The sequence below is a fragment of the Aeromonas sp. XH genome, from assembly GCF_033348475.1.
GTDB lineage: Bacteria > Pseudomonadota > Gammaproteobacteria > Enterobacterales > Aeromonadaceae > Aeromonas > Aeromonas sanarellii.
In genome coordinates this window covers 1,873,199-1,898,640 of sequence record NZ_CP137630.1, presented here as the reverse complement: position 1 = coordinate 1,898,640, position 25,442 = coordinate 1,873,199, and the positions used below count along the sequence as shown (strand labels likewise).

Below are 25,442 nucleotides of genomic sequence, written 5' to 3'. Positions count from 1 at the left end.
CGAATGATTCACGGCACTATTCATAACGCAGTGCCTCGGCCGGTTTTACCCGGGCCGCACGGGCCGCCGGGTAGAGGGTGGCGCTGAAGCTGAGCAGCACGGCCCCCAGCAGGATGGTCACCACCTGGGCCGGTTCGACGATGACCGGCAGACCGGCCCCGCCGGCCGCCATATAGAGGTTGAGCCCCAGCCCATCGAGCAGGGGGTTGAGACCGAGACAGAGCACCAGCCCAGCAAGGCCGCCCACCAGGGCGCCGATGACGCCGCTCGACGCCCCCAGCACCATGAAGATCTTGACGATGCCGGACTCGCTCATGCCCATGGTGCGCAGTATGGCCACCTCCCCTTCCTTGTCCGTCACCACCATCACCAGGGCGGAGAGGATGTTGAAGGTGGCGACCGCGATGATGAGCACCAGCATCAGCCCCATCATGCGCTTCTCCATGGCCACCGCCTGGAACAGCTCGCCGCGCTCGCGGCGCCAGTCCTGCCACTCCAGCCCGTCCGGCAGGGCGGTCTTCACCACCTCGTCGGCGGCGAAGGGATCGTCGAGCCAGAGGCGAATGCCGCCCACCTGGTCCGCGGGCAGGCGCAGCATGCGCTGGGCATCCCCCAGGGCGATGAGCGCCACCTGGCTGTCCACGTCCGCACCGACCCCGAAGATGCCGGAGACGGTGAAGAGGCGCTGGGCCGGGACTCGGCCAAAGGGGGTAAAACGGGTGCCTTCGGTCAGGATGAGGCGCACCTGGTCGCCAATGGAGACCTTGAGCCGGTTGGCCACCCCCTGCCCCAGTACGATGTGGTATTCACCGCGCTGCAGGCTGTCCAGGCGCCCCCCCAGCATCTGGGTGTGCAGGATGTCATCCTTGGGCCAGCGGGCGGGATCGATGCCCTGCACGCTGACGCCGGTGAGCTGGCCCGGGCTTTGCAGCATGCCTTCGCTGTCGAGCATGGGCGCCGTGGCCACCACATGGGGCAGCCCGGCCAGATCGGGCAGACCCTCTGGCTCGGCCGCCATGCGCCCGGCCTGGTTGGTCACCACCACATGGGGGATCACCCCGAGGATCCGCCCCTTGAGCTGTCCCTCGAATCCGTTCATGACCGAGATGACCACCATGAGGGCGGCGACCCCGATGGCGATGCCAAAGGTGGAGAACAGGGAGATAAAGGAGACGAAGCGGTTACTGCGTCGCGAGCCTGCGTAACGCAGGCCGATGGCCAGCGAGAGTGGCTGAAAAAGTCCGGTCTTCAAGGATATCTACGTTGCCAACAAAATAAGATGCCGGATAATAGGGTCTGTTGACGCTTCAACGCAAGCCGCGTCGCTGCGGCAAGTGGCGCCGGATCCGGTGCAGGACGCAGGCGGTGGCCGCTCCCTCACCGGGTTTTGCAACCCTCCCTGGCGCCATGATCCGCGCCTTTTGCCAGGGACGGGCCCCGTGACGGCCCGCTCATGGGGCACGCCAGCCCCGCGTCGCGATGAAACGCCAACGGCCCCTACCGCGACATCGTTAAGACAACAAGGGATAGCCCCATGCAGGAACAGTTCTTCAGCGTCACCCATGCCATGCCGGTCAATGTGATCCCCATGCCGGCCGACTTCCACCTGCCGACGCTGGAGGCCCTGGAGGCCGAGTTGCCCGAGCCCTTTCGCATCGCCTCTGCCATCACCTCCATCGACCTGGTCAGCAGCCGCCTGATCCGCAACCAGAACGAATCCATGCACGATCTGGTGGAGATCATCAACCAGCAGTCCCGCAAGATCGACATGATCATGGGCTATGTGCTGGCGGCGCAGGATCATCCCGAGCATCGCTTCCATACCCTGCGCTTCGGTGCCGGCCAGCTCACCTACCTGCATCCGCGCCAGGGCCACGGGGAACCGCCGGCACTGCACCAGATAGTGCGGCTCAAGATCTTCCTGCGGGAGGAGGCCTCCGCCGTCTACTGCTATGGCGAGGTCAAGCAGCGGGAGCCCGGGGAGCACGGCACCCACGTGGTGCTCGACTACGTGCGGATCCGCGAGGATGACCGGGAGCTGCTGGTGCGCGCCAGCCTCCACGTGCAGTCAAAACAGCTCAAGCTGCGTGCCCAGGAGCGCCAGCGCTAATCCGTCCACGCCAACAAACACGCCAACGCCAGAAAGAATCCCATGATGCCAATGACACTCCCCGCCTTGCCCGCCAAGGCGGGCCAGAAGTTAACGTTCGGCCAGCTGATCGGCAGCAGCCTGGCACTGGTCGCCGCCCGCCTCACCCGGGAGGCTCGCCGCCCCGTTCTGCTGGTGACCGCAGATACCCCGAGCGCCCTGCGCCTCGAACAGGAACTCGGCTTCCTGCTGGCCGATCAGGATTGCCCCGTGCTGCTGTTCCCGGACTGGGAGACCCTGCCCTACGACAGCTTCTCCCCCCATCAGGACATCATCTCCCAGCGGCTCGAGACCTTCTACAGGCTGCCGCAGATGAGCCACGGCGTGCTCATCGTACCCATCTCCACCCTGATGCTGCGCACGGCCCCCCAGGCCTACCTCGACAAGTACAGCCTGATGGTGACCAGCGGCCAGCGCCTCAACCTGCAGCAGCTGCGGGGGCGCCTCGCCGAGGCGGGCTATGTGGCGGTGGAGCAGGTACTGGAGCACGGCGAGTTCGCCGCCCGCGGCTCCCTGCTGGATCTCTTCCCCATGGGGAGCAGCCGCCCCTATCGCATCGACTTCTTCGACGACGAGGTGGACAGCATCCGCCCCTTCGATCCCGAGAGCCAGCGCTCCAGCGAGCCGGTCAAGTCGGTGAGCCTGCTGCCCGCCCGGGAGTTTCCCACCGACGAAGGGGCCATCGAGCTGTTTCGCGGCCAGTATCGGGAACAGTTCGAGATCTCCCGTGCCGAGGGCTCCGTCTATCAGGAGGTGAGCAAGGGGCGCTGGCCCGCCGGCATCGAGTACTATCTGCCGCTCTTCTTCCAGCAGACCGCCAGCCTGTTCGACTATCTGCCGCCGAACACCCTGCTGCTCACCGTGGGGGAGATCTACCCCGCGGCCCAGCGCTTCTGGAACGACATCGGCCAGCGCTATGAAGACAGGCGCTGGGACAACACCCGTCCCCTGCTGCCGCCCCAGCACATCTACCTGCCGGTGGAGCAGCTCTTCGCCGCCCTCGGCGACTATGGTGCCGTACGCCTGCAGGAGGCGGCCGGTGACGGCGGCGCGGGCCAGCACGATCTGCCCCTCGCCCCCCTGCCCGACCTGCAGCTCGATCACAGCAAGGAGCAGCCCCTGCTGGCCCTCGGCCAGTTCCTGCAAGGCTTTGCCGGACGCACCCTGTTTGCGGTGGAGTCCGAGGGGCGGCGCGAGGGGCTCGGGGATCTGCTCGCGCGGATCAACCTGCAACCCCGGGAGTTTGCCTCCCTCGATGCCTTCCTCGGGAGCGAGGCGCGCCACGGGCTCCTGGTCTGCCCCCTTGAGCGGGGCTTCCTGTTGCAGGAGCCGGGGCAGGAGGCGCTGGCCCTCATCACCGAAACCGAGCTGCTGGGCGGCAAGATCCGCAGCAAACGGCAGCGGGACAAGAGCAAGAACCTGAGCTCGGATGCGGTGATCCGAAACCTGGGCGAGCTGACCCAGGGCCAGCCTGTGGTGCATCTCGATCACGGGGTCGGCCGCTATCTGGGGCTGGAAACCATAGACGCCGGCGGCCTGCCCACCGAGTTCCTCACCCTGGAATACGCCGGCGGCGACAAGCTGTTCGTGCCGGTCACCAGTTTGCACCTTATCAGCCGCTACACAGGTTCCGACAACCCGCCCAGCCACAAGCTCGGCGGCGAGGCCTGGGTCAAGGCGCGGCGCAAGGCGGCCGAGAAGGTGCGCGACGTGGCGGCCGAGCTGCTCGACGTCTATGCCCACCGCGCGGCGCGCGCCGGCTTTGCCTTCAAGCACGACCGCGAGGCCTACCGCCAGTTTGCCGCCGGTTTCCCGTTCGAGGAGACCGAGGATCAGCTGGGCGCCATCAACGCCGTGCTCGGCGACATGTGCCAGGCCAAGAGCATGGACCGCCTGGTATGCGGCGACGTGGGCTTCGGCAAGACGGAGGTGGCGATGCGGGCGGCCTTCGTGGCGGTGCACGGCGGCAAGCAGGTGGCCGTGCTGGTGCCCACCACATTGCTCGCCCAGCAGCACTACGACAACTTCCGCGATCGCTTCGCGAACTGGCCGGTGCGGGTCGAGGTGCTGAGCCGCTTCCGCTCCGCCAAGGAGCAGACCGGCGTCTTGAAAGAGCTGGCCGATGGCAAGGTGGACATCATCATAGGCACCCACAAGCTGCTCGGCTCGGAGCTCACCTTCAAGGATCTCGGCCTGCTCATCGTCGACGAGGAGCATCGCTTCGGGGTGCGCCAGAAGGAGAAGATCAAGGCGCTGCGAGCCGACGTGGACATCCTCACTCTCACCGCCACCCCCATTCCGCGCACCCTCAACATGGCGATGTCCGGCATGCGGGATCTCTCCATCATCGCCACCCCGCCCGCCAAGCGGCTCGCCATCAAGACCTTCGTGCGCCAGCACGAGCCGGCGGTGGTGCGCGAGGCGGTGCTGCGGGAATTGAAGCGCGGCGGTCAGGTCTACTACCTGCACAACGACGTGGAGAGCATCGAGAAGTGCGCCGCCGATCTGGCGGAGCTGGTGCCGGAGGCGCGCATCGGCATCGCCCACGGCCAGATGCGCGAGCGAGACCTCGAGCGCATCATGTCGGACTTCTACCACCAGCGCTTCAACCTGCTGGTCTGCACCACCATCATAGAGACCGGCATCGACGTGCCGAGCGCCAACACCATCATCATGGACAGGGCGGATCACTTGGGATTGGCCCAGCTGCACCAGTTGCGGGGCCGGGTCGGTCGCTCCCACCACCAGGCCTATGCCTACCTGCTCACCCCCCATCCCAAGCTGATGACCAAGGATGCGGCCAAGCGGCTGGAGGCCATCGCGTCGCTGGAAGATCTCGGCGCAGGTTTTGCGCTGGCGACCCACGATCTGGAGATCCGCGGCGCCGGCGAGCTGCTCGGCGACGATCAGAGCGGCCAGATCGAATCGGTTGGCTTCACCCTCTACATGGAGATGCTGGAGCAGGCGGTGGAGGCGCTGAAACATGGCAAGGAGCCGTCCCTGGAGCAGCTCATGAGCCAGCACACCGAGGTGGAGCTGCGCCTGCCCGCCCTCTTGCCGGACGACTACATCCCGGACGTCAACATGCGTCTGTCCATGTACAAGCGCATCGCCAGCGCGGCGGACGAGCAGGAGCTGCGCGAACTCAAGGTGGAGCTCATCGATCGCTTCGGCCTCTTGCCGGAACCGACCAAGACCCTCATGGAGCTGGCCGCCTTCCGCCAGCGCGCCACGGCGCTCGGCATTCGCCGGGTGGAGATGAGCGAGCGCGGCGGCTATCTGGACTTCACCCAGGAAACCAGGGTCAATCCGGCCTATCTGGTCAAGCTGCTCTCGGAGCAGCCACGCATCTACAAGATGGACGGGCCGACCCGGCTGCGCTTCCAGGTGCCGACCCAGGACAGGGTCATGAGGCTCAAGCTGGTGGACGGACTGCTGGCGGATCTCGCCAGTCACGCCAGCCACTGAGGTGGCGGTGATGGAGCGGCGAGCCGCTCGCCCAAATAAAACGGGAGCCCTGAAGGCTCCCGTTTTTTTACCTACGATTCATCGTCCGCGGATCACGCCTGGCTGGCCGGGTCCTCGTGGGCGGAGAACTCCCGCATAAAGGCCTCGGCCCGCTCGACCATCTTGGTGGACCCCACGAAATAGGGGGTGCGCTGGTGCAGGGCGGTGGGCTGGATATCCATGATGCGGCCGAAGCCGTCTGAGGCCTTGCCACCCGCCTGCTCCACCAGGAACGCCATGGGGTTGCACTCGTAGAGCAGGCGCAGCTTGCCGTTCGGAGAGTTGGTGCCGGACGGATAGATGTAGATGCCGCCCTTGAGCAGGTTGCGGTGGAAATCGGAGACCAGGGAGCCGATGTAACGGGAGGTATAGGGCCTGTGGGTCGCCTCGTCACGCTCCTGGCAGTATTTCAGGTATTTCTTCACCCCGTCCGGGAACTTGATGTAGTTGCCCTCGTTGATGGAGTAGATCTTGCCCTCCTCAGGGATGCGGATGTTCTCGTGGGAGAGGCAGAAGCAGCCGATGGAGGGGTCGTAGGTGAAGCCGTTGACCCCAAAGCCCGTGGTGTAGACCAGCATGGTGGAGGAGCCGTAGACCACGTAACCCGCCGCGACCTGACGGTTGCCCGGCTGCAGGAAGTCCTCCAGGGTGACCCCGGAGCCCGGCTTGCTGACCCGGCGGTAGATGGAGAAGATGGTGCCGACGGAGACGTTGACGTCGATGTTGGAGGAGCCATCGAGGGGGTCGATCAATACCACATACTTGGAGTGGCGGGAGAGCTCGGAATCGAAGGAGACGAAGTCTTCCTCCTCTTCGGACGCCATGCCGCACACTTCGCCACGGGCTTCCAGCGCCGCCTTGAAGCGCTCGTTGGCATAGACATCCAGCTTCTGCTGCACCTCGCCCTGCACGTTTTCGGCCCCCATGGAGCCGATGATATCCGCCAGCCCCGCCTTGTTGATCTCCCGGTTCACCACCTTGGCGGCCAGGCGGATGGAGCTGAGCAAGGAGGTCAGCTCGCCGGTCGCGGTCGGGTAGTCCGCCTGCTTTTTGACGATGAACTCGCCCATGGTGATCATGTTTCGCATTCTTGTTCCTTTAAGATCGTTTCCGTTGGCCGTTGAAAACGTTTGCAAGTATCGGCAAAAAAAGTGCCGATCCCCGGCAGCGTTGTTTTGTAACCTAATGTAACGCCTGTTTTTTGTTTTTGCAGCGAATTAAGGTGGCGCATAAATCGCCAGAAAGCCCGCCATGGCTGGAACATTCGCTGAAAAAACCGGGTTCATTCGACCTCCATGGTCATGTTAATTCGTGACAAGAATGCACCTGATCGTCGTCTCTCTCCATCTCCCCCCCATACAGTCCCCTCCCGGCTCCGCCTGTTGGGAGCCTCTTGAGATCTCCCCCTCAATCCCGCACACTGGCCAGGCTTTGGAAGCAAAAAAACATAAGGATATTCAATGAAAAGGACTCTCATTGCCGGCGCGGTTGCCGCCCTGCTCGCCCTCCCCTCCCTGGCCGCCCAGGTGCCTGAAGGCACCCAGCTTCTGCCGGATGCCCAGCAAGTCTTCGTGCGCAACATAGGCACAGAGCCTGCTTCCATCGATCCCCAGATGGTGGAAGAGAGCGCGGGCAGCGACGTCGTCAACGATCTGTTCGAGGGGCTCTACACCCTGGATGGCAACGGCAAGCTGCAGGCGGCCGGCGCCCTTGGCTACGAGCTCGACGCTACGGGCACCGTCTACACCTTCAAGCTCAGACCCGATGCCAAATGGTCCAACGGCGAGCCGGTGACGGCGGCAGACTACGTCTATGGCTGGCAGCGGGCGGCGGATCCCAGGAACGCCTCCAACTACGCCTGGTTCATCGAGCTGACCGGCGTCACCAACGCCAGCGAGGTGGTGCTGGGCAAGGCCAAACCCGATGCCCTGGGGATCAAGGCGCTCGATGATCACACCCTGCAGATCACCCTGAAAAACCCGGTCCCCTTCTTCCTGAAGACCCTCTCCCACTACACCACCTTCCCGGCGCCCAGGGCGACCATCGAGAAGTTCGGTCATGAGTGGGTCAAGCCGGGCAACATCGTCTCCAACGGCGCCTTTGCCCTCAAGGAGTGGACCCCGAACGAGCGCCTCATCGCCGAGCGCAACCCCCACTACTGGGACAACCAGCACACAGTGCTGAACAAGGTGGTCTATCTCGAGATCGTCTCCGATACCGCGGCCTACAACCGCTATCGTGCGAGCGAGCTGCACTACACCACCTATCCCCTGGAGCAGTATCAGCAGATCAAGCGCCAGAGCCCGGACGAGCTGGTGAGCGCCCCCCTGCTCGCCACCTACTACTACGTCTTCAACACCCAGCGCAAACCCTTTGACGACGTCAGGGTGCGCAAGGCACTGTCTCTTGCCATCGACCGGGACACCATCACGGAGAAGATCCTGGGACAGGGGCAGCTCTCCGCCTTCAGCCTGACCCCGCCGAGCGTGGACGGCTTCGAGCTCAAACGCCCCGCCAGCGAGCTGATGAGCAAGGAAGAGCGCATCAAGCAGGCCAAGGCGCTGCTTGGCGAGGCGGGTTACGGCCCTGACAAGCCGCTGACGGTGGACATCCTCTACAACACCAACGAGGGGCACAAGAAGATAGCGCTGGCCATCTCCTCCATGTGGAAGCACAACCTGGGGGTCAAGGCGGAGCTCAACAACATGGAGTGGAAGACCATGGTGTCGGCCCTGAACGAGGGTGACTTCGGGGTGAGCCGCTACTCCTGGAACGGAGACTACAACGATGCCTCCACCTTCCTCGACATCATGACCTCCAGCAGCAGCGCCAACAGCGGCAAGTGGTTCAACAAGGAGTACGACGCCCTCCTGGCCAAGGCCCATGACGCCAAGGACCCCGCCGAGCGCAACCGCCTCTATCAGCAGGCCGAGGTGCTGATCGACGAGGAGGCCCCCATTGCCCCTGTCTACTTCTACGTGAAATCACGGCTGCTCAAACCCAACGTCAAGGGCTACCCCTACCAGAACCCGCAAGACCTGGTCTATGCCAAGGATCTCTATCTGACGGCGCAGTGACGCTGGGCACCGAACCAAAAAGACCGCCTCGAGGGCGGTCTTTTTTTATCCTACTTTTCCTGACAGCCCGCCACCGCGAGCCGGGCGCGTCTTCGCACCGTCACGGGCCTCACCAGCAACTGCGCCAGCAGCACCCCCATCAGGGTCATGCCGCCACCGATGAGGTGATAGCTGGTGAGCCGCTCCCCGAGCCAGCTGATGGCGAGCGCGGCCGTCATCACCGGCAGCAGGTTCATGAAGATGGCGGTGCGGCTCGCCCCGAGCAGGGCAATGCCCTGCATCCAGAGCCAGGGCGAGAGGGCCGAGGTCGGGATCCCCGCATAGAGGATGAGCCAGAGGGCGCTGCCATCGGGCCAGTGCCCGTCCACCAGCAGATAGAAGGGGGTGAGGAACAAGAGGCTGCAGAGCACCTGACCATAGAGCATGGACCAGTTGTCCAGCCCCAGATCCCAACGCTTGAGCAGCACGCTGTAGAGCGCATAGGTGGCCGCCGAGAGCAGCATGTAAACGGAACCGATATGGATGCCCTGGGTCAGCAGCCGGGCCGGATCCCCCTGCCCCAACAAAATCGCCAGCCCCAGAATGGAGATGGCGCCTCCCAGCAGCGCCCCCCAGGTGGGCCGCTCGCGCAGCAACCAGATGCTGAGCAGCACCGTCATCAAGGGGGTCAGCCCCATCATCAGGCCAATCTCGGTGGCACCCAGGGTCTGGGCCGCGTAATAGCCGAAGGTCTGGTTCAAGACCATGCCGAGCAGGGCCAGCACCGCCAGCTGGTAGAAACCGGCCCGCAACCTGGCACGATCCCGCCAGGCCCGATGGGCCAGAAACGGGGTCAGCACCAGGGCCGCCACCATCCAGCGCGACCAGGCGAGCGCCGCAGGAGACAACACCCCGACCGCCAGCTTGCTGACGATGCCGTTGCCGGCCCAGATGGCCATGCAGGAGAAGGGAAACAGGAAGGCGGTGTGCATCGCGATATCCAGAGAAAGGGGGCGGGTATTTCGCGGGAGTATAGAGAGGCAAACGGGATAAGCAAGCGCTCTGATGCAGGGGCGACGATGTTGCGTCAGCCTGGATGAAAGCGGCCCTCCCGGCCTTCCCCAGTGCCATCAAGCATCATGCCCGCACTGGGGCGGGCATGATGGGGGAAGAGGGTCAACCCTGGGTGCCTCAGGCGGCATCCATATGAAGCCTCGAAATCAGCTCGTTGACCTCGAGCACCGTCTGGCGATGGGGAATGTCGGCCTGCAGCGGCATCATCAGCAAACCCGACTGAAAGTCGAAGCGCCCCCTGCCGTGGATATAAATGCGCCCCTTGAAGAAGGTTTTGACATGTTTCGCCACCATCAGTGGCAGGTACTTCTTGAATACTCTCATCGTTTGCAACCTCTTGCAGTTGTATCCGTATGACAGCAGCTTCTGCGAAATAATTCCGTTAAATTTATATAAAAAACCGGAAAAATCGCCTATCTCTTCCCCAAAAAACCAACCTGTAACTTTTTATTAACTTTTACCGTATTGTATGCGGTCCTTCCAGCCAGAGCAAGGCCCCTTTGCCATCTTGCCACTCGATGCAGGCCAGGCCGGAGGTGGCGAACATGGGCGCCCCCGCAGCCGGACAGAGGCTCTGCACCAGATACCCCACCAGAGGCAGGTGGCTGACCATGAGAATGTTGTCGTGCTCCGCCGCCAGCGCGGTGAGGTAGCTCGCCACGAAGGCCGGATCGCCATAGGGGGTGATCTCGCCACTCTCCTCGACCTTGAGGGCCTCGGGCAGCTCGGGGGCTATGGCCTGCCAGGTCTGTCTGGCACGCAGGTAGTTGCTGTGGATCACCAGGCTCAGGGAGCCGGTCAGCTGGGGAGCCAGCCAGCATGCCATGTGGATGGACTCTTCGATGCCTTGTTCGGTCAGTGGACGCTGTTCATCAGTCTTTGCGTTCATGCCAGCCTGGCCATGACGCATGATGTAGATTTTCATTACAACCTCGCCCAGGGGGCCTGTTTAAATAGCCGGGGGATCTTACCCCGCCATGCCGGGGGAAACAATTGCGCTACCTCTCAGAAAAGGGTTTGCCTCGTGAGATAGCGAGGTCGATAATCATGTTTAAATTCAAATAAATTCACCGCGAGTCACGCCCCAATGAGCCCATATGCCAGTCCCAACGACCATCGGCGGTATCACTATCTGGAGCTGGCTAACCGGCTCAGGGTCCTGTTGATCTGCGATCCACAGACAGACAAATCGGCCGCCTCCCTGGCCGTCAACACCGGCCATTTCGACGACCCCGTCGATCGCCAGGGCATGGCCCATTTCCTTGAGCATATGCTGTTCCTCGGTACTCGTACTTATCCCAAACCCGGCGAATATCAGCAGTTCATGAGCCGCCACGGGGGCAGCAACAACGCCTGGACCGGGACCGAGTTCACCAACTTCTTCTTCGACATCGACAACGGCTTCTTCGAGGCGGGGCTTCATCGTTTCTCCCAGTTCTTCATCTGCCCCACCTTCGCCCCCGAGTGGGTCGACAAGGAGCGCAACGCGGTCGACTCCGAATATCGCCTCAAGCTGCAGGACGACGTGCGCCGCAGCTATCAGGTGCACAAGGAGACGGTCAACCCGGCCCACCCCTTCGCCAAGTTCTCGGTCGGCAATCTGGACACCCTGGCGGATCTGCCGGGGCGGGATCTGCGCTCCGACCTCATTGCGTTCTACGAGACCCACTACAGCGCGGATCGCATGGCGCTGGTGATGCTCTCGCCGGCCTCCATCGATACCCAGCTGGCCTGGTGTGATCGCTTCTTCAGCGCCATCCCGGATCGCCGCCTGGGCCCGCCGGCCCTGTCGGTGCCCCTCTACCGGCTCGATGATCTCGGCATCCGCATCCAGATCAAACCCGTCAAGGAGACCCGCAAGCTGGCCCTGACCTTCCCGCTACCGAGCGTGGATGCCCTCTACGACAAGAAGCCCCTCACCTTCCTGAGCCACCTTATCGGCTACGAAGGGGAAGGCAGCCTGCTCTCCCTGCTCAAGGGCAGGGGCTGGGTCAACCAGCTCGCCGCCGGCGGCGGCATCAGTGGCGCCAACTTCAAGGACTTTGGCGTGAGCTTCGGCCTCACCCCCCTCGGGCTTGACCATGTGGACGAGATCATCGCCGCCCTGTTCGGCTATCTGAAACTCATCGAGCGGGATGGGGTGCAGGCCTGGCGCTATGACGAGAAACGCAACGTGCTGGAGTCCGCGTTTCGCTTCCAAGAGCGGGGCCGGGCGCTGGACACCGTCTCAGGGCTGGTGCTCAACCTGTTCAGCTATGCCCCGGACGATCTGCTCCACGGCGACTACATGATGCGCGAGTTCGACGAGCCGCTGATCCGGCGCTTCCTCGCCAAGCTGACCCCCCACAACCTGAGGGTGACCATCCAGGCCCCCGAGGTGGGCACGGATCGCCTGGCCCGCTGGTATCAGACCCCCTACGGCGTGGCCACTATCACGGAGGCGGAGAAAATCCGCTGGCAACAGAGCCAGCCCGATCCCGCCCTGCACCTGCCGGCGCCCAACCCCTTCATCAGCAGCCGCCTCGACGCCCGCCTGCCGGCACTGACCGCCGACATGCCCGCCTGCCTCATCGACAGGCCAGGGTTCCGCCTCTGGCACCTGCACGAGCACCTGTTTGGGGTGCCCAAGGGCAGCCTCTATATCTCCATCGACAGCGAACATGCGGTCAAAAGCCCGCGTCACATCGCCATGGCCAGGCTTGCGGTGGAGCTGCTCACCGACCACCTCAACGCCCTCACCTACCCGGCCGAGCTCGCCGGGCTCGGGTACCAGATTTATGCCCATCAGGGGGGCTTTACCATCAACCTGAGCGGCTTTGCCGACAAGCAGCCGCTGCTGCTCGACATGATCCTCGGCAACCGCACCCTGGGGTATCCGGATCCGGCGCGCTTCAGCGAGATCAAGGAGCAGCTCATCCGCAACTGGGAGAACCAGTCCAAGACCCGCCCCATCTCCCAGCTGTTCAACCAGCTCACCAGTTTGCTGCAACCCAACAACCCGCCGTTCGAGCAACTGCTGCGCCACCTGCGCACCATCGAACTTGGCGAGATGCCCGACTTCGTCTCCCGGCTCTTCGCCGAGGTGCACATCGAGACCCTGGTGCACGGCGACTGGACGGCGGCCGAGGCCCTCGAACTCGCGTCCCTGCTGGAGCGCCACCTAGGTCCCAGCAGTCAGCCCAGCGCCGAGACCCGCCGCCCCCTCATCTCCATCCAGGACAGGGGCACCCTCATTCGCGAGCAGGGCTGCGAGCACGAAGACTCAGCGCTCCTGGTCTACTACCAGTCCCGCACCACCCGGGCACGGGATCTCGCCTGCTTCACCCTGGCCAACCACATCATGTCCTCCACCTTCTTCCACGAGCTGCGCACCCGCCAGCAGCTCGGTTACGTGGTGGGGGCCGGCAACCTGCCCCTCAACCGCCACCCGGGCCTCATCTTCTATATCCAGTCCCCCGTGGCAGGGCCGCAGATCCTGCTGGACGCGGTGGAAGAGTTCATCGATCTCTTCCCGCTCGCCATGCTGGAGTTCACCGAGCAGCAGTGGCAGGACAGCAAGGCGGGCCTGCAGGCCCAGCTCAGCGAGCGGGACGCCAACCTGCGCAGCCGCGGCCAGCGGCTCTGGGTCAGCATCGGCAACAAGGATCTGGGCTTCGATCAGCGGGAGCGGGTGCGCGAGGAGGTGGGGCAGCTCAGTCGCGCCGACCTGGTGCGCTTTATCACCCAGCTGAGATCGAGAACGTCGGATCGGCTGATCCTCTGCAGCTATGGCCTGGGCCACGAGCACGACGAGCGGATCACCGGCCAGTTCATCGACGACCCCAGGGCGTTTCGGCTCAATGCCGCCACCTTCGAGGCCTGATCCCGCCTCGCCCCTCCCCCGACTCTCACTCGCCGGCAATAAAAAGCCGACCCCTGGGGGTCGGCTGGAAAAACCATAAAACAATTGCGACAGAGCCGCCAAAAGTGAACATGAGCGTGAAAATCAGACACTGGGTTGATGGTCGGCCTGAGGGTTCAAACCAGAGCCCATCAGTCGGCACCAGCAGTGATTGAGAAACAGCCTCATCTTAGGCATTCCCCCGATTTACCACGTTGATCTATGTCAAAGGAGGTAAGAAAGGGGAAGGCACCTGTCGCTTTGTCAGGCGGGATCACAGTTTTGCCTCACCCCCTGCGGATCAGGCGATAGGCCACCTCATCGAAATAGGAGAGCTGCCCCGAGAGCACTCTGGGGTGATCCAGCTCCGCCGCCCGGCCCAGCACCTCCACGCCAAAGTCACGCTCGAACAGGGTACGCACCTCCATCTCCCCCACCGAGAACGGCGGTTGTTGCTGCTGCTCGGGTTGATACTCGAGGGTCACCAGCAGGATCTGTCCCCCCGCCTCCACCATGCGGCTCATCAGGGTCGCATACTGGCGGCGCATGGCCGTCGGCAGGGCGATGAGAGCGGCCCTGTCATAGACCAGCCGATAACGTCGGCCCAGCTCGGGGGCGGCGAAAAAATCCCCCTGGTAGATGCGCAGATCCTCGTGCCGGTGGCACTGATAGGGGCCCACCTCGCTTGTCTCTGCACTCAGCTTGTTCTCGCCGAAAAACTGGGTAATGGCGAGCCCGGAGAGCTCGAAGCCATCCACCGGATGACCCTGCTCGCGCAGCCAGAGCATGTCGCGGGACTTGCCGCACAGGGGCACCAGCACGGGTTCGTCCCCCTGCTGGGCAGACCACCAGGATTGCAGCCAGCGGTTGAAGTCTGCCTGATGAAAGCCAATCCGGTTCTCTTTCCACTTCTGATGCCAAAACGCCGCTTCCATCCTCATCCTCCCGTCATCTGCAATGATGCATCACTATCACAACTTCACCGAGGCGGTGCAAGCCCCGCTCCGTCCGTCCCCACCCTTTTTGCAAGACAAGCCGTGACCTGCCTAGATAGGCCCCAGCCCCGTAGCCTTGAGAGGGATGGTTCCCGGCCGGAGGGTCATACCACCACCGGCTCGGCCACAAGCCGGGCCAGCGCTGCGTCGAGCCGCTCGGCAATGTGGGCAAAGGTGGGGCGTCGGGACGGCGCCTCGCAGAGGCACTCCCCGACCAGCTCGCCGAGCCCCGCCAGCACTTCGTGCTTGTCGGTGCTGCGCGCCAGCAGCTCCTCCAGCAGGCAGCCGAAGGCCCTCACCTCCAGGCGCTCCAGCCGCCCGGCCAGCGCCTCATCGGCTCGGTCGTAACAGGAGGCGGCGCCAAAGTCGCCGAGCAGCATCCGGCTCTGTGCTTGTTCTTGCCCCTTTCCTTGCTCTTTGCCTTGCACAGAGTGCAATAGGTTATGGGCATAGAGATCGCCGTGCAGTATGCCCCGCCCGTGCAGATGCCGTGCGGCGCTCACCACGCCCTGCGCCAGGCTGAGCAGCGCGGCGGGTGTGAAGCGCACCCCGGCCGGATAGACATCCCGGGTGCAGGAATCCAGGCTGGGCGGCCCCGCTAGGTTGACATAATCCGGGGGGATCAGCGCCATCACCAGCGCCGGGATGCCGGAGGGGTGATCCCCCACCCTGCCCACCACGCCGACCAGGTTGGGGTGGTAGCCGGCGGCGAGCGACACCGCCAGCTCGCAGCGGGGCAGACCGTCGCTGGTCACGGCCCCCTTGAAGAGCTTGACCGCCACCGCCTGCGTCTCCTCCTCCCCATCCAGCCCGGCGCGATGGATCACGCCGGACGCCCCCTGCCCCAGCAATTCCCCCACCTTCAATGCAGCCCACGGGATATCGGCCACCGAGGCGCACTGCCCCAGCCGGCGCTCCAGCATGTCGCTGAAGGGGTTGCCCGCGTAGGCGAGCCAGCTGAGGCGCGGTAGCGCCAGCAGCCAGTCGGGGAAGACCTCGAGCCGGTTGGCGGCGATGCGCAACAGCTCGAGCCGGTGGCAGTTGGCCAGGCTTGCCGGCAGCTCGCGCAGGCGGTTGCCCGAGAGCATCAGCTTTTGCAGGGCGTTGCACTGGCCCAGCTCGTCCGGCAGCGACTCAATCTCATTGTCGGTCAGAATAAGCCAGCGCAGTCTGGTGGGCAGTGATGTCGGGGAGACCACTTCAATCCGGTTTGCCTTGAAGCCCACCATGGTGAGCGCGGGGCAGCGCCCCAGCACCTCGGGCAACTCGGTGAAGCGGTTCTCGGAGCAGAAGAGAATGCGCAGCTTCTTGCATTCGGCCAAACCGTCCGGCAACTCGCTCAGCTGATTGCCGGTGAGATCCAGCACCTCCAGCGTCTCCTTGAGGCTCAGGATCTCGGGGGGGAAAACCGTGAGTCCTTCAGCGAGTTTCAGGTGGCGGGCGCCGCAGAGTTTACCTGCGCGAAGCTGTTCCAGGGTATGCATGACATCGTCTCAATCGGGGTGGCCGGCTCGCGGCCAACGGCGCCGCCGGTGGTTGGCCCGGCAGTCAAACCTGCAGTCAAAAAAGAGGGGGCATTATAGAGAATGACGGCCGAAGATCCCCTGTTTTGTTGCCGCAGGGGCCGCCATCAGCGCGCAGCAAAGCGACGCGAGGGCAAAGAGAGCAAGATCCGGGTCGTGCCAGCGAGGGCCGGTTGCCATAGTGGGGCCTGAGCGGGGTCAAACCCAAGTGGGTTCGAACCTATTGAGAGCCGAATCCATTGGGGTTCCAACCCACTACCAACCCTGTGCGCCCGCACAACACACCAGCGAGGGAACTGCCATGCCACAACTGTCCAACAAGGTCGCCATCATCACGGGAGCCAGCTCCGGCATCGGTCGCGCCAGCGCCATCCTGTTTGCCCGGGAAGGAGCCAGTGTCGTCCTGGGTGCCCGTCGCCAGCCCGAGCTGGATGCGCTGGTGGAGGAGATCAGGGAATGCGGGGGCCAGGCGGTGAGCCTGGCGGGGGATGTAAAAAGCGAAGCCTACGCCAGCGCCCTGGTTGAGCTGGCCGTGGGGCATTTCGGCGGGCTCGACGTTGCCTTCAACAACGCCGGCACCACGGGGACGCCGGGCAGCGTGCAGGAGATGGCGCTGACCCAGTGGCAGGAGACCCTGGATACCAACCTCACCAGCGCCTTTGTGGGGGCCAAGCACCAGATCCCCGCCATGCTGGCTCGCGGCGGCGGCTCCCTAATCTTTACCTCCACCTTCGTCGGCTATTCCTTGGGGCTGCCGGGCATGGCGGCCTATGCCGCGAGCAAGGCGGGCCTCGTCGGCCTGACCCAGGTGCTGGCCGCGGAGTTCGGGACGCAGGGGGTGCGGGTCAACGCCCTGCTGCCGGGGGGCACCGACACCCCCATGGGACGGGCCTTTACCGATACGCCACAGAGTCTCGCCTTTGTGCAGAATATGCATGCCCTCAAGCGCCTGGCCCAACCGGAGGAGATCGCCCGCTCGGCCCTCTATCTCGCGTCCGATGCATCCAGCTTTACCACCGGCATTGCTCTGCTGGCCGATGGTGGGGTATCTATTTGTCGCACATGACCTTGTCGCACCCAAGATCCTGCGGCTGCAAACCTATCGTGAGAGCGCCTTATGTCCGATTATGCCCGCATCGCCGATGCCATCCGTTTTATCGCAAGCCAGGTGGCGCGCCAGCCCACCCTGGACGAGATAGCGGCGCACGTTCACTTAAGCCCCTTTCACTTCCAGCGGCTGTTCAGCCGCTGGGCCGGGGTGACGCCCAAGCGCTATCTGCAGGTGCTGACCCTGGAGCGGGCCAAGGCGCTGCTGCAGGAGTCGCGCCCGCTGCTGGAGGTGGCCGATACCCTGGGCCTGAGCAGCGGCTCGCGGCTCTATGATCACTTCGTGCAGCTAGAAGCGGTGACGCCGGGGGAGTACAAGCAGCGCGGGGCCGGGCTGGTGATCGATCACGGGGTGCACGACACCCCCTTCGGCCAGGCATTCGTCGCCCTGACCCCGCGGGGGGTGTGCAACTTCTCGTTTCTCGATGACCAGGCCCCAGAGGCGCCCCTGGCCGCCCTCGCCCACAGCTGGCCAGCGGCAGAACTGCGAGAAACGCCCTCACGCACCCAAAGCGTCATCCACACCATGTTCGATGGCAGCAAGACGCCGGATCGCCCCATCTCCTTGCACGTGAGCGGCACCAACTTTCAGATCAGCGTCTGGCGGGCGCTGCTGCAGATCCCGCCCGCCAGGGTGGTGAGCTACGCCCAGGTGGCGAGCGCCGTCGGCAACCCCAAGGCCGCCCGCGCCGTGGGATTGGCGGTGGGCGCCAACCCTGTCGCCTTGATGATCCCCTGCCACAGAGTCATCCAGCAAAATGGCAAGCTTGGCGGCTATCACTGGGGCGAGACCCGCAAACAGGCGATACACGCCTGGGAAGCGGCGAGGTATGAGTGAACGTGGGCTTTTTCTGCCCGGCCTGATGAGGAGAACAGGAATCTTGGTAGTGAGTCAGCAGACAATCAGACTGCGCCAGACAAGCGTGTGGCGATATAAAACGGGGACATAAGAAGAATCGGGGCGCAGATCGCCCCTTTTGTTGCTTTGGTTATGCATGGCCGCTTAGCCCCCCAGCGAATTGACGAAACAAGTAGGGTGCAATAAGCGCAACGATGGTATGAAAGAACCCAACGTTGGGAGCCACTCTTAAATACTTTATTATGTGCAGTGCTATTATTTTGTGATCAACTTGAGATCATCCATTGCTAACTTTTTAGTCAATATAATTATGTCATTAACTGATTCCCCACTAGAAACATGGTGCTCAATCAAACGGTCAAGAAAATCACCAGTAGCCTCATGGTCATCTTGTATAATCTGTTTATCATACAATTTATTCTTTAACTTGCCCAATAGGGTTTCAATATCTCTTAACTCTGGCGCCAAATATATCGAATTAATTGAAAAAACACTTTCAAGTTTTTTAAAGCTCTTCTTGGTTTTAGTGGATAACTCATGGCGAGAAAAAGTTGCCTCTTGTGTTTCGTATTTTTCACGAAAAGCTTGTTGCTCACTCTCAACATACTCTTCGTAAGACTCTTTATACTCCTTGTTTTCAAAGTCGTAAATAGAACTTCCGATATAAATGAAACTATCCTTATAATCAGTTAAATATGCTATTTGGTCTTCGATATACTCTTTTGTTAAATACAGGCAAGATAGTATTTCTTCATAGGCAAGACGCTTAGTATCCCAAACCTGCTGCTTTACCCAGTATTTTTCATCAAACTGCCTTTTTATGCTTTCTACCGCTTCCGTATTCTTTTTTAGCTGTTCAATAGCTTTCAAAAAGTCATTGCTATTCGCAAGATTTTTTAACCGTGTTTGTAGATAAATACCGATAGGAACAACAATTAACGTTGTAATCAAAGTCGGCAAATATGGCAAAAACTCTTTCAAATTTACTCCTAGATTTAACTTATTCGCAAAAGCACGTAACTCCAAGCTTCTGACGACCGTAGGAAGTGAATTTAATGGCATTGTTACATGAACGATGACAGCCATTCCAAAATCTTACCTAGATCAATCCACACCGGTGACTTAATTAAGCCAGATTGAAAGGCAGCAAAAAATGCTAATATAGCCGTAAGTCTAAGCATCCAAGAGTTTGCGGACTTGGCAGATTTCGCCCTTGCAGTCTCAATTTGATATTGCTCTAAAGTGGCTATAGCTTTACCTGTGATTATAAACTCAAAGCTACTACCATTATTTTTCAACTCTCCTGATGCTACGAAAGATGATAAATACAGATCCATTTTTTTACGCAATTCTGTTTTCTGTGGATGCAAACACCACCTAATTGAATATATGTAACTCATTAGGTCAAGCGACGAAAATGATTTGTGAGGCTCTTCTGATTGCTTGGAAACTATACTTTCTAGAATCTTCATTCTCTTTGGTAGTTGTAAGTTTCTCTTGTTGAAGAAATATTGTGGGACAGAATGTTTTGCTAAAACGTAAATTGACTGTAGTTTATATAACCCAGTCCATTCATGAAGGATATAATCTAGCACGCCGTTATATGTATGTGTCACCAGTCCATGATAATGATCAACTCGTAAACTCAAGCCAGAATAAAGCGAAAAAGGAATTACAGCCTCTGTACAGAAACCCCCACCTTCAAAATGATTGCCATTTAACCCATTTTCTTCAATAGAGTTAACGAGCATGATTGGGACATCGCCATTATAAATACTTATGGAATAGCAGTTAACCTGCTTTCCTAACTCTCCACTTCGAGGAATTTGAATAGGGCATGGCTGATTTAACAACCTGCTCAAAATCCATTTAGCAATTTTATTCATGCCACCTCAAAAAAAAATAATTTTAAATCATTGCATTACCATTACTGGGTTCTGAATGTGTTTGCTTGGTTTCTCCCCCACACAATATATCTGTTCTGATTCATTGGTAACTCCAAAGAGGTCATATCCAGACGGATATCCTAGCCAGCATGACAGATAAACAAAAGAGGATGATGATAATTTGCTGAGCAAGATCAACAAATTAATCGATAAGTTTCTATGCTGACCGCACATAAGAGGTGCTTAGTTGTGGAAAAAAAAAGACGCCCTAAGGCGTCTTTCTTATTGCTGGTTGTTGAGGCAAACCGGTTGGAAGCTATTCCCCTTCCCCGCCTTGCCCCACTACCCAATCAGATCGGGGTAATGGAGGTGATATGGGCCGACCCATCCAGGGATTGGAAGATCTGCACCACGGCTTCCCCGTGGATGGGGTTGGGCAGCGGCACAGTGCTCTTGCACTTGAAGCGGTAATTGGTGCCGGCCACCACTTGGGTGGAGACTTCAAAGGGTTGGTACTGCACCCCGACAAATCCTTCCAGTGCCTAGTTGAATACTGCCTGATCTTTGGCGCTCAGCTTGTGGTAGGCAGTCCATCCGCCCAACAACACTGCTTGTTCTGACATAACAAACCCTCCGTGATCTCTTCTCCCTACTCGTTTGTCTGTTCGGGTTCCACCCCGTTTATTCAAGTGGTGTCCGGACTCCACCGGGGGCCATACCAGATTTGGTATGTCCGGTGTCGACAGTGCACATGAAGGCGTTGCTGTCGCCCCTTCCCCTGCTGCCACGACCGCCGCCTCACGGCGCAGGTCTTAATTGGCACGGCAGAGCCTAGCGTGAGATCCATAACTCCCCATGCCATATATGACAGTGGCAGGGAGGTGAGAAAGCGGCTAGAGAACGGAAAAGTGAGGCGCAAACGATTGGAAAAAGAAAAGGCGCCTCAAGGGCGCCTTTTTGACAGTTTTGCGTTATCGGCAGGAAAGCGTTAGCCGCTTATTCCCATTCGATGGTTGCGGGCGGCTTGCCGGAGACGTCGTACACCACGCGGGAGATGCCGTTGATCTCGTTGATAATGCGGTTCGACACGTGGCCGAGGAAGTCGTACGGCAGGTGGGCCCAGTGGGCGGTCATAAAGTCGATGGTCTCGACGGCGCGAAGCGCAATGACCCAGTCGTACTTGCGGCCATCGCCCATGACGCCGACGGAGCGCACCGGCAGGAAGACGGCGAACGCCTGGCTGACCTGGTTGTAGAGGTCGGCCTTGCGCAGCTCTTCGATGAAGATGGCGTCAGCCTTGCGCAGCAAGTCGCAGTACTCTTTCTTCACCTCGCCAAGCACGCGCACGCCCAGGCCCGGACCCGGGAAGGGGTGACGGTAGAGCATGTCGTAGGGCAGGCCGAGTTCGAGGCCGACGCGGCGCACCTCGTCCTTGAACAGCTCGCGCAGCGGCTCCACCAGACCCATCTTCATCTCTTCCGGCAGGCCGCCGACGTTGTGGTGGGACTTGATGACGTGGGCCTTGCCGGTCTTGCTGGCAGCGGATTCGATGACGTCCGGATAGATGGTGCCCTGGGCCAGCCACTTGGCGTTCTTGAGCTTCTTGGACTCGTCGTCGAACACTTCGACGAAGACGCGGCCTATGGTCTTGCGCTTGGCTTCCGGCTCGTCGATGCCCGCGAGAGCGGAGAGGAAGCGCTCTTCGGCGTCGACCTTGATGATGTTCAGGCCGAAGTGATCGCCGAACATGTCCATCACCTGCTGGCCTTCGTTCAGACGCAGCAGGCCGTTGTCGACGAAGACGCAGGTGAGGCGATCGCCGATGGCGCGGTGCACCAGCATGGCGACCACGGAGGAGTCGACGCCGCCGGAGAGGCCCAGGATCACTTCGTCGTCACCCACCTGCTCGCGAATGCGGGCAACGGCGTCGTCGATGATGGTGGCCGGGGTCCAGAGGCACTCGCAGCCGCAGATGTCCTTGACGAAGTGCTCCAGCATGCGCGCGCCCTGGCGGGTGTGGGTCACTTCCGGGTGGAACTGCACGCCGTAGAAGCGCTTGGCTTCGTCGGCCATGGCCGCATGGGGGCAGGTCGCGGTCTGGGCGATGGTGGTGAAGCCGGCGGGGATCTCGGTGACCTTGTCGCCGTGGCTCATCCAGACATCCAGCAGGGCATTGCCGTTGTCGGCAATGGCGTCTTCGATGTTGCGCAAGAGCGCGCTGGTCTTGCCGGAGTGGCCCAGCACTTCGACCTGGGCATAGCCGAATTCACGCAAGTTGGAGGACTGCACCTTGCCGCCGAGCTGCTCGGACATGGTCTGCATGCCGTAGCAGATGCCGAACACCGGCACGCCGGCGTTGAACACGTACTCGGGGGCGCGCGGGCTGCCCGCCTCGGTCACGGATTCCGGGCCGCCGGAGAGAATGATGCCGCTCGGGTTGAACTCGCGGATCTGCGCTTCGGTTACATCCCAGGCCCACAGCTCGCAGTAGACGCCGATTTCACGGACGCGACGGGCGATGAGCTGGGTGTACTGGGAACCGAAATCCAGGATAAGGATGCGGTGGGCGTGAATGTCTTTAGTCATTTTATTCCTGCATCAGGCTGATGTTGTCACAAAAAGCACGGGATAAAAAAAGGGTGGAAAAACGGGGCGCAGGGCCCCGTCTTATCAGCCCATCCGGTAGTTGGGGGCTTCTTTGGTAATGGTCACGTCGTGAACGTGGGACTCTTTCATCCCGGCGCCCGAGATGCGCACGAACTCGGCCTTGGTGCGCATGTCGTCGATGGTCGCGCTCCCGGTCAGACCCATGGAGGAGCGCAGGCCGCCCATCTGCTGGTGGATGATCTCCTTGAGGCGGCCCTTGTACGGCACGCGCCCTTCGATCCCTTCCGGCACCAGCTTGTCGGCGGCGTTGTCGGTCTGGAAGTAGCGATCGCTTGAGCCCTTGGACATGGCGCCCAGGGAGCCCATGCCGCGGTAGGACTTGAAGGAGCGGCCCTGGTAGAGCTCGATCTCGCCCGGAGCCTCTTCGGTACCGGCAAACATGGAGCCCACCATGACGCAGCTCGCACCGGCGGCGATGGCCTTGGCCACGTCACCGGAGAAGCGGATGCCGCCATCGGCAATCACCGGCACGCCAGTGCCTTCCAGGGCGTCCACGGCGTCGGAGATGGCGGTGATCTGGGGCACGCCCACGCCGGTCACGATACGGGTAGTACAGATGGAGCCGGGGCCGATACCGACCTTGACGGCGTTGACGCCCGCTTCCACCAGCGCCTTGGCACCGGCGCCGGTGGCCACGTTGCCACCGATGATTTGCAGGTCAGGATAGGCTTCACGGGTCGCCTTGATGCGATCCAGCACGCCCTGGGAGTGGCCGTGGGAGGAGTCGATCAGCAGCACGTCCACACCGGCTTCCACCAGGGCGGCGACGCGCTCTTCGTTGCCGGCACCGGCACCGACGGCGGCACCGACCCGCAGGCGGCCACGCTCGTCTTTACAGGCGTTGGGCTTGCGCTCGGCTTTCTGGAAGTCCTTCACGGTGATCATGCCCTTGAGCTTGAAGTCGCCGTTGACCACCAGCACCTTCTCGATGCGGTGCTTTTGCATCAGGGCCACCACCTCTTCACGAGGGGCCCCTTCACGCACGGTCACCAGACGATCCTTCTGGGTCATGATCTGTTCGACGGTCTGGGAGAGATCGATGACGAAGCGCACGTCACGGCCGGTGATGATGCCCACCAGCTGGTTGCCGTCAGTCACCACGGGGTAACCGGCGAAACCGTTCTTGTGGCTCAGCTCCTTGATCTGGGCGATGGTCATGTCAGGGCGCACGGTAACGGGGTCGCTGACGACGCCGCTCTCGTACTTCTTGACCTTGCGCACTTCGGCAGCCTGCTGCTCGATGGACATGTTCTTGTGAATGAAGCCGATACCGCCTTCCTGGGCCAGTGCGATAGCCAGACGGGCTTCGGTCACTGTGTCCATGGCAGCGGAGATCATCGGGATATTCAGCGAGATCGCAGACGTGAGCTTGGTACGCAGGTCGGCGGTATTGGGGAGAACAGTGGAGTGGGCTGGAACCAACAGTACATCGTCGAAGGTCAGCGCTTCTTTGGCAATCCTGAGCATGGCAATATCTCACCGTTGAGGAGTGGGGGTGTAAAATATTGCCGACAAATTTTACTCATGCATTGGCCGGTGGTAAAGAAGTTTTTTGAATTTTTTATGGCGTAGCCCGATTTAATAGGACCAACAGGGCAAAAAACCAATAAATTCAGCCGTAACCATGCCGTTTTCCACGACAAGATGATCTTTTTTGCCGTTGAGCCCTTTTCTGCCTCCAATCCCTCGCAACGGCATTTTTCCGCATGCCCCTCCCCTTTCCCCCGCACAGGCTCGCCCTCAGCTTCCCTGGTAACGACCGGGCTTGTGCCAGTTCATCAGCATGGCGTTCATGGCGAGCGCACTCAGGGTGGACCAGAGCAGCAAAGAGAGCGGCAGGGTGAGCAGGGAGAGCGCGAACACCAGCACGTCCAGCGCCATCTGGCTCTTTCCCGCGTTGATGCCGGTGCGCCACTGCAACCAGAGCGTCACCACGCCGATCCCCCCCACCGAGGCGTTGTGGCGCGCTAGAGAGAGCACCCCCATCCCGAGGAAGGTGCCTCCCACCAGGGCCGAGAACAGGGGGTGGACATAGCTCACCGTCAACAGCAGCGGCACCGCCTGGGTGGCTGCCGAGAGGGCGACGTTGACGATCAGCGTCTTGACCATGAAGGCCCGCCCCATGGTGACGTAGCCAAACACCAGAAAGGGCAGGTTGGCCAGGAAGAAGAGCACCCCGATGGGCAGGCTGCTGACATGGGCGAGCAGCAGGGCGATGCCCGCGATGCCGCCGGTGATCATGCCGGCGCACTTGAGCAGGTTGAGCCCCACGGCGATAAACATGACGCCGAGCACCATGCCGTAGACATCGTCCTTGAGGGTGTGGGCCAATCCCTTGTCCACAGCCGCTGGCTGCATGGTCATTTCACCTTCCATATGACTCCTTAACACGAATCGATTGTGGCGTCCGATGCCCGAATACCAGGCCGCTCCGGCACGGATGGCGGCGGCGCATTCACCCCGCTGGCACCCGCCCCCGGCCTTGCGGCCCCCTGCCCCTTATGTCGCCATCATGGGGATGACAAGTCACAGCAAAAAGAGCGCCAATCAAAACAAGAGTCCGCGATACCATGAAAAATCGAATTTAAATTCCGTACAGCCAACAAAAAACAGATTGATCATGCCGGCCCCGGGATCGGCCCCCATGCCGGATCAGCATGTTCAGCCAGTTAACCAAAAAACATGTCGTGGTCCTTCCTGATCAGCCCGTTTATTCGGTGGATAATGCCGATGGAATGC

18 protein-coding genes and 1 pseudogene are annotated in these 25,442 nt (G+C 61.2%); 6 read left to right on the top strand and 13 right to left on the bottom strand.

Annotated features, from left to right (window positions below):
* Positions 1 to 16: 16 nt before the first annotated feature.
* Positions 17 to 1,252: a lipoprotein-releasing ABC transporter permease subunit gene (locus R2B70_RS08845; protein ID WP_318163174.1), complete on the bottom strand. Its 1,236-nt coding sequence runs from the start codon at positions 1,250 to 1,252 to the stop codon at positions 17 to 19.
* Positions 1,253 to 1,534: 282 nt separating this feature from the next.
* Between R2B70_RS08845 and R2B70_RS08840 the strand changes: the two genes are divergently transcribed.
* Both R2B70_RS08840 and mfd read left to right on the top strand, forming a co-directional pair.
* Positions 1,535 to 2,110: a PilZ domain-containing protein gene (locus R2B70_RS08840; protein ID WP_042075552.1), complete on the top strand. Its 576-nt coding sequence runs from the start codon at positions 1,535 to 1,537 to the stop codon at positions 2,108 to 2,110.
* 42 nt (positions 2,111 to 2,152) lie between these two features.
* The gene (gene mfd / locus R2B70_RS08835) at positions 2,153 to 5,617 is read left to right on the top strand and encodes a transcription-repair coupling factor (protein ID WP_318163173.1); all 3,465 of its coding nucleotides are present in this window, start codon (positions 2,153 to 2,155) and stop codon (positions 5,615 to 5,617) included.
* Positions 5,618 to 5,709: 92 nt separating this feature from the next.
* On the opposite strand, the gene fbp is transcribed toward mfd, so the two are convergent.
* The gene (gene fbp, locus R2B70_RS08830) at positions 5,710 to 6,744 is read right to left on the bottom strand and encodes a class 1 fructose-bisphosphatase (RefSeq protein WP_209792064.1); all 1,035 of its coding nucleotides are present in this window, start codon (positions 6,742 to 6,744) and stop codon (positions 5,710 to 5,712) included.
* Positions 6,745 to 7,116: 372 nt separating this feature from the next.
* Here fbp and R2B70_RS08825 point away from each other — a divergent pair, with 372 nt between their 5' ends.
* Positions 7,117 to 8,733: a peptide ABC transporter substrate-binding protein gene (locus tag R2B70_RS08825; RefSeq protein ID WP_318163172.1), complete on the top strand. Its 1,617-nt coding sequence runs from the start codon at positions 7,117 to 7,119 to the stop codon at positions 8,731 to 8,733.
* 50 nt (positions 8,734 to 8,783) lie between these two features.
* Here R2B70_RS08825 and R2B70_RS08820 read toward each other — a convergent pair whose 3' ends face one another.
* The 3 genes from R2B70_RS08820 to sixA form a co-directional block, all read right to left on the bottom strand.
* On the bottom strand, positions 8,784 to 9,704 hold the full coding sequence (locus R2B70_RS08820; RefSeq protein ID WP_318163171.1) for a DMT family transporter: 921 nt from the start codon (positions 9,702 to 9,704) through the stop codon (positions 8,784 to 8,786).
* Between the two features lie 199 nt (positions 9,705 to 9,903).
* Entirely contained in the window at positions 9,904 to 10,110 is a 207-nt protein-coding gene (locus tag R2B70_RS08815) for a DUF1107 domain-containing protein (protein ID WP_005324080.1), read from the bottom strand.
* A gap of 133 nt (positions 10,111 to 10,243) precedes the next feature.
* Positions 10,244 to 10,711, bottom strand: coding sequence for a phosphohistidine phosphatase SixA (gene sixA / locus R2B70_RS08810; protein WP_042075542.1), 468 nt, complete (start codon positions 10,709 to 10,711; stop codon positions 10,244 to 10,246).
* Between the two features lie 162 nt (positions 10,712 to 10,873).
* On the opposite strand from sixA, the gene R2B70_RS08805 reads away from it, so the two are divergent.
* Positions 10,874 to 13,648: an insulinase family protein gene (locus R2B70_RS08805; RefSeq protein WP_318163170.1), complete on the top strand. Its 2,775-nt coding sequence runs from the start codon at positions 10,874 to 10,876 to the stop codon at positions 13,646 to 13,648.
* Between the two features lie 305 nt (positions 13,649 to 13,953).
* Here the strand turns inward: R2B70_RS08805 and R2B70_RS08800 are convergent, their stop codons facing one another.
* Together R2B70_RS08800 and R2B70_RS08795 are read right to left on the bottom strand one after the other, a co-directional pair.
* A complete protein-coding gene (locus tag R2B70_RS08800) occupies positions 13,954 to 14,601 on the bottom strand; it encodes a thiopurine S-methyltransferase (RefSeq protein ID WP_042075539.1) in 648 nt (215 codons plus the stop codon).
* 164 nt (positions 14,602 to 14,765) lie between these two features.
* A complete protein-coding gene (locus tag R2B70_RS08795; RefSeq protein WP_318163169.1) occupies positions 14,766 to 16,145 on the bottom strand; it encodes a leucine-rich repeat-containing protein kinase family protein in 1,380 nt (459 codons plus the stop codon).
* A 340-nt stretch (positions 16,146 to 16,485) separates the two neighbouring features.
* Between R2B70_RS08795 and R2B70_RS08790 the strand changes: the two genes are divergently transcribed.
* Together R2B70_RS08790 and R2B70_RS08785 are read left to right on the top strand one after the other, a co-directional pair.
* On the top strand, positions 16,486 to 17,250 hold the full coding sequence (locus tag R2B70_RS08790) for an SDR family oxidoreductase (protein ID WP_318163168.1): 765 nt from the start codon (positions 16,486 to 16,488) through the stop codon (positions 17,248 to 17,250).
* Between the two features lie 51 nt (positions 17,251 to 17,301).
* Positions 17,302 to 18,129 (top strand): methylated-DNA--[protein]-cysteine S-methyltransferase, encoded by an 828-nt coding sequence (locus tag R2B70_RS08785; protein WP_318163167.1) that lies wholly within the window; start codon positions 17,302 to 17,304, stop codon positions 18,127 to 18,129.
* 276 nt (positions 18,130 to 18,405) lie between these two features.
* Here the strand turns inward: R2B70_RS08785 and R2B70_RS08780 are convergent, their stop codons facing one another.
* The 6 genes and pseudogenes from R2B70_RS08780 to R2B70_RS08755 form a co-directional block, all read right to left on the bottom strand.
* A complete protein-coding gene (locus tag R2B70_RS08780; RefSeq protein WP_144050645.1) occupies positions 18,406 to 19,236 on the bottom strand; it encodes a hypothetical protein in 831 nt (276 codons plus the stop codon).
* A complete protein-coding gene (locus R2B70_RS08775) occupies positions 19,215 to 20,036 on the bottom strand; it encodes a hypothetical protein (RefSeq protein ID WP_318163166.1) in 822 nt (273 codons plus the stop codon). The genes R2B70_RS08780 and R2B70_RS08775 overlap by 22 nt, the downstream gene beginning before the upstream one ends.
* Before the next feature lie 350 nt (positions 20,037 to 20,386).
* Positions 20,387 to 20,659, bottom strand: a pseudogene (locus R2B70_RS08770) (hypothetical protein).
* A gap of 373 nt (positions 20,660 to 21,032) precedes the next feature.
* Entirely contained in the window at positions 21,033 to 22,622 is a 1,590-nt protein-coding gene (gene guaA, locus R2B70_RS08765; RefSeq protein WP_042075534.1) for a glutamine-hydrolyzing GMP synthase, read from the bottom strand.
* 84 nt (positions 22,623 to 22,706) lie between these two features.
* On the bottom strand, positions 22,707 to 24,170 hold the full coding sequence (guaB, locus tag R2B70_RS08760) for an IMP dehydrogenase (protein WP_042075533.1): 1,464 nt from the start codon (positions 24,168 to 24,170) through the stop codon (positions 22,707 to 22,709).
* Between the two features lie 273 nt (positions 24,171 to 24,443).
* Positions 24,444 to 25,061 carry a YitT family protein gene (locus tag R2B70_RS08755; protein WP_318163165.1) on the bottom strand — a complete coding sequence of 206 codons (618 nt, stop codon included), beginning with the start codon at positions 25,059 to 25,061 and terminating at the stop codon, positions 24,444 to 24,446.
* Positions 25,062 to 25,442: the final 381 nt, after the last annotated feature.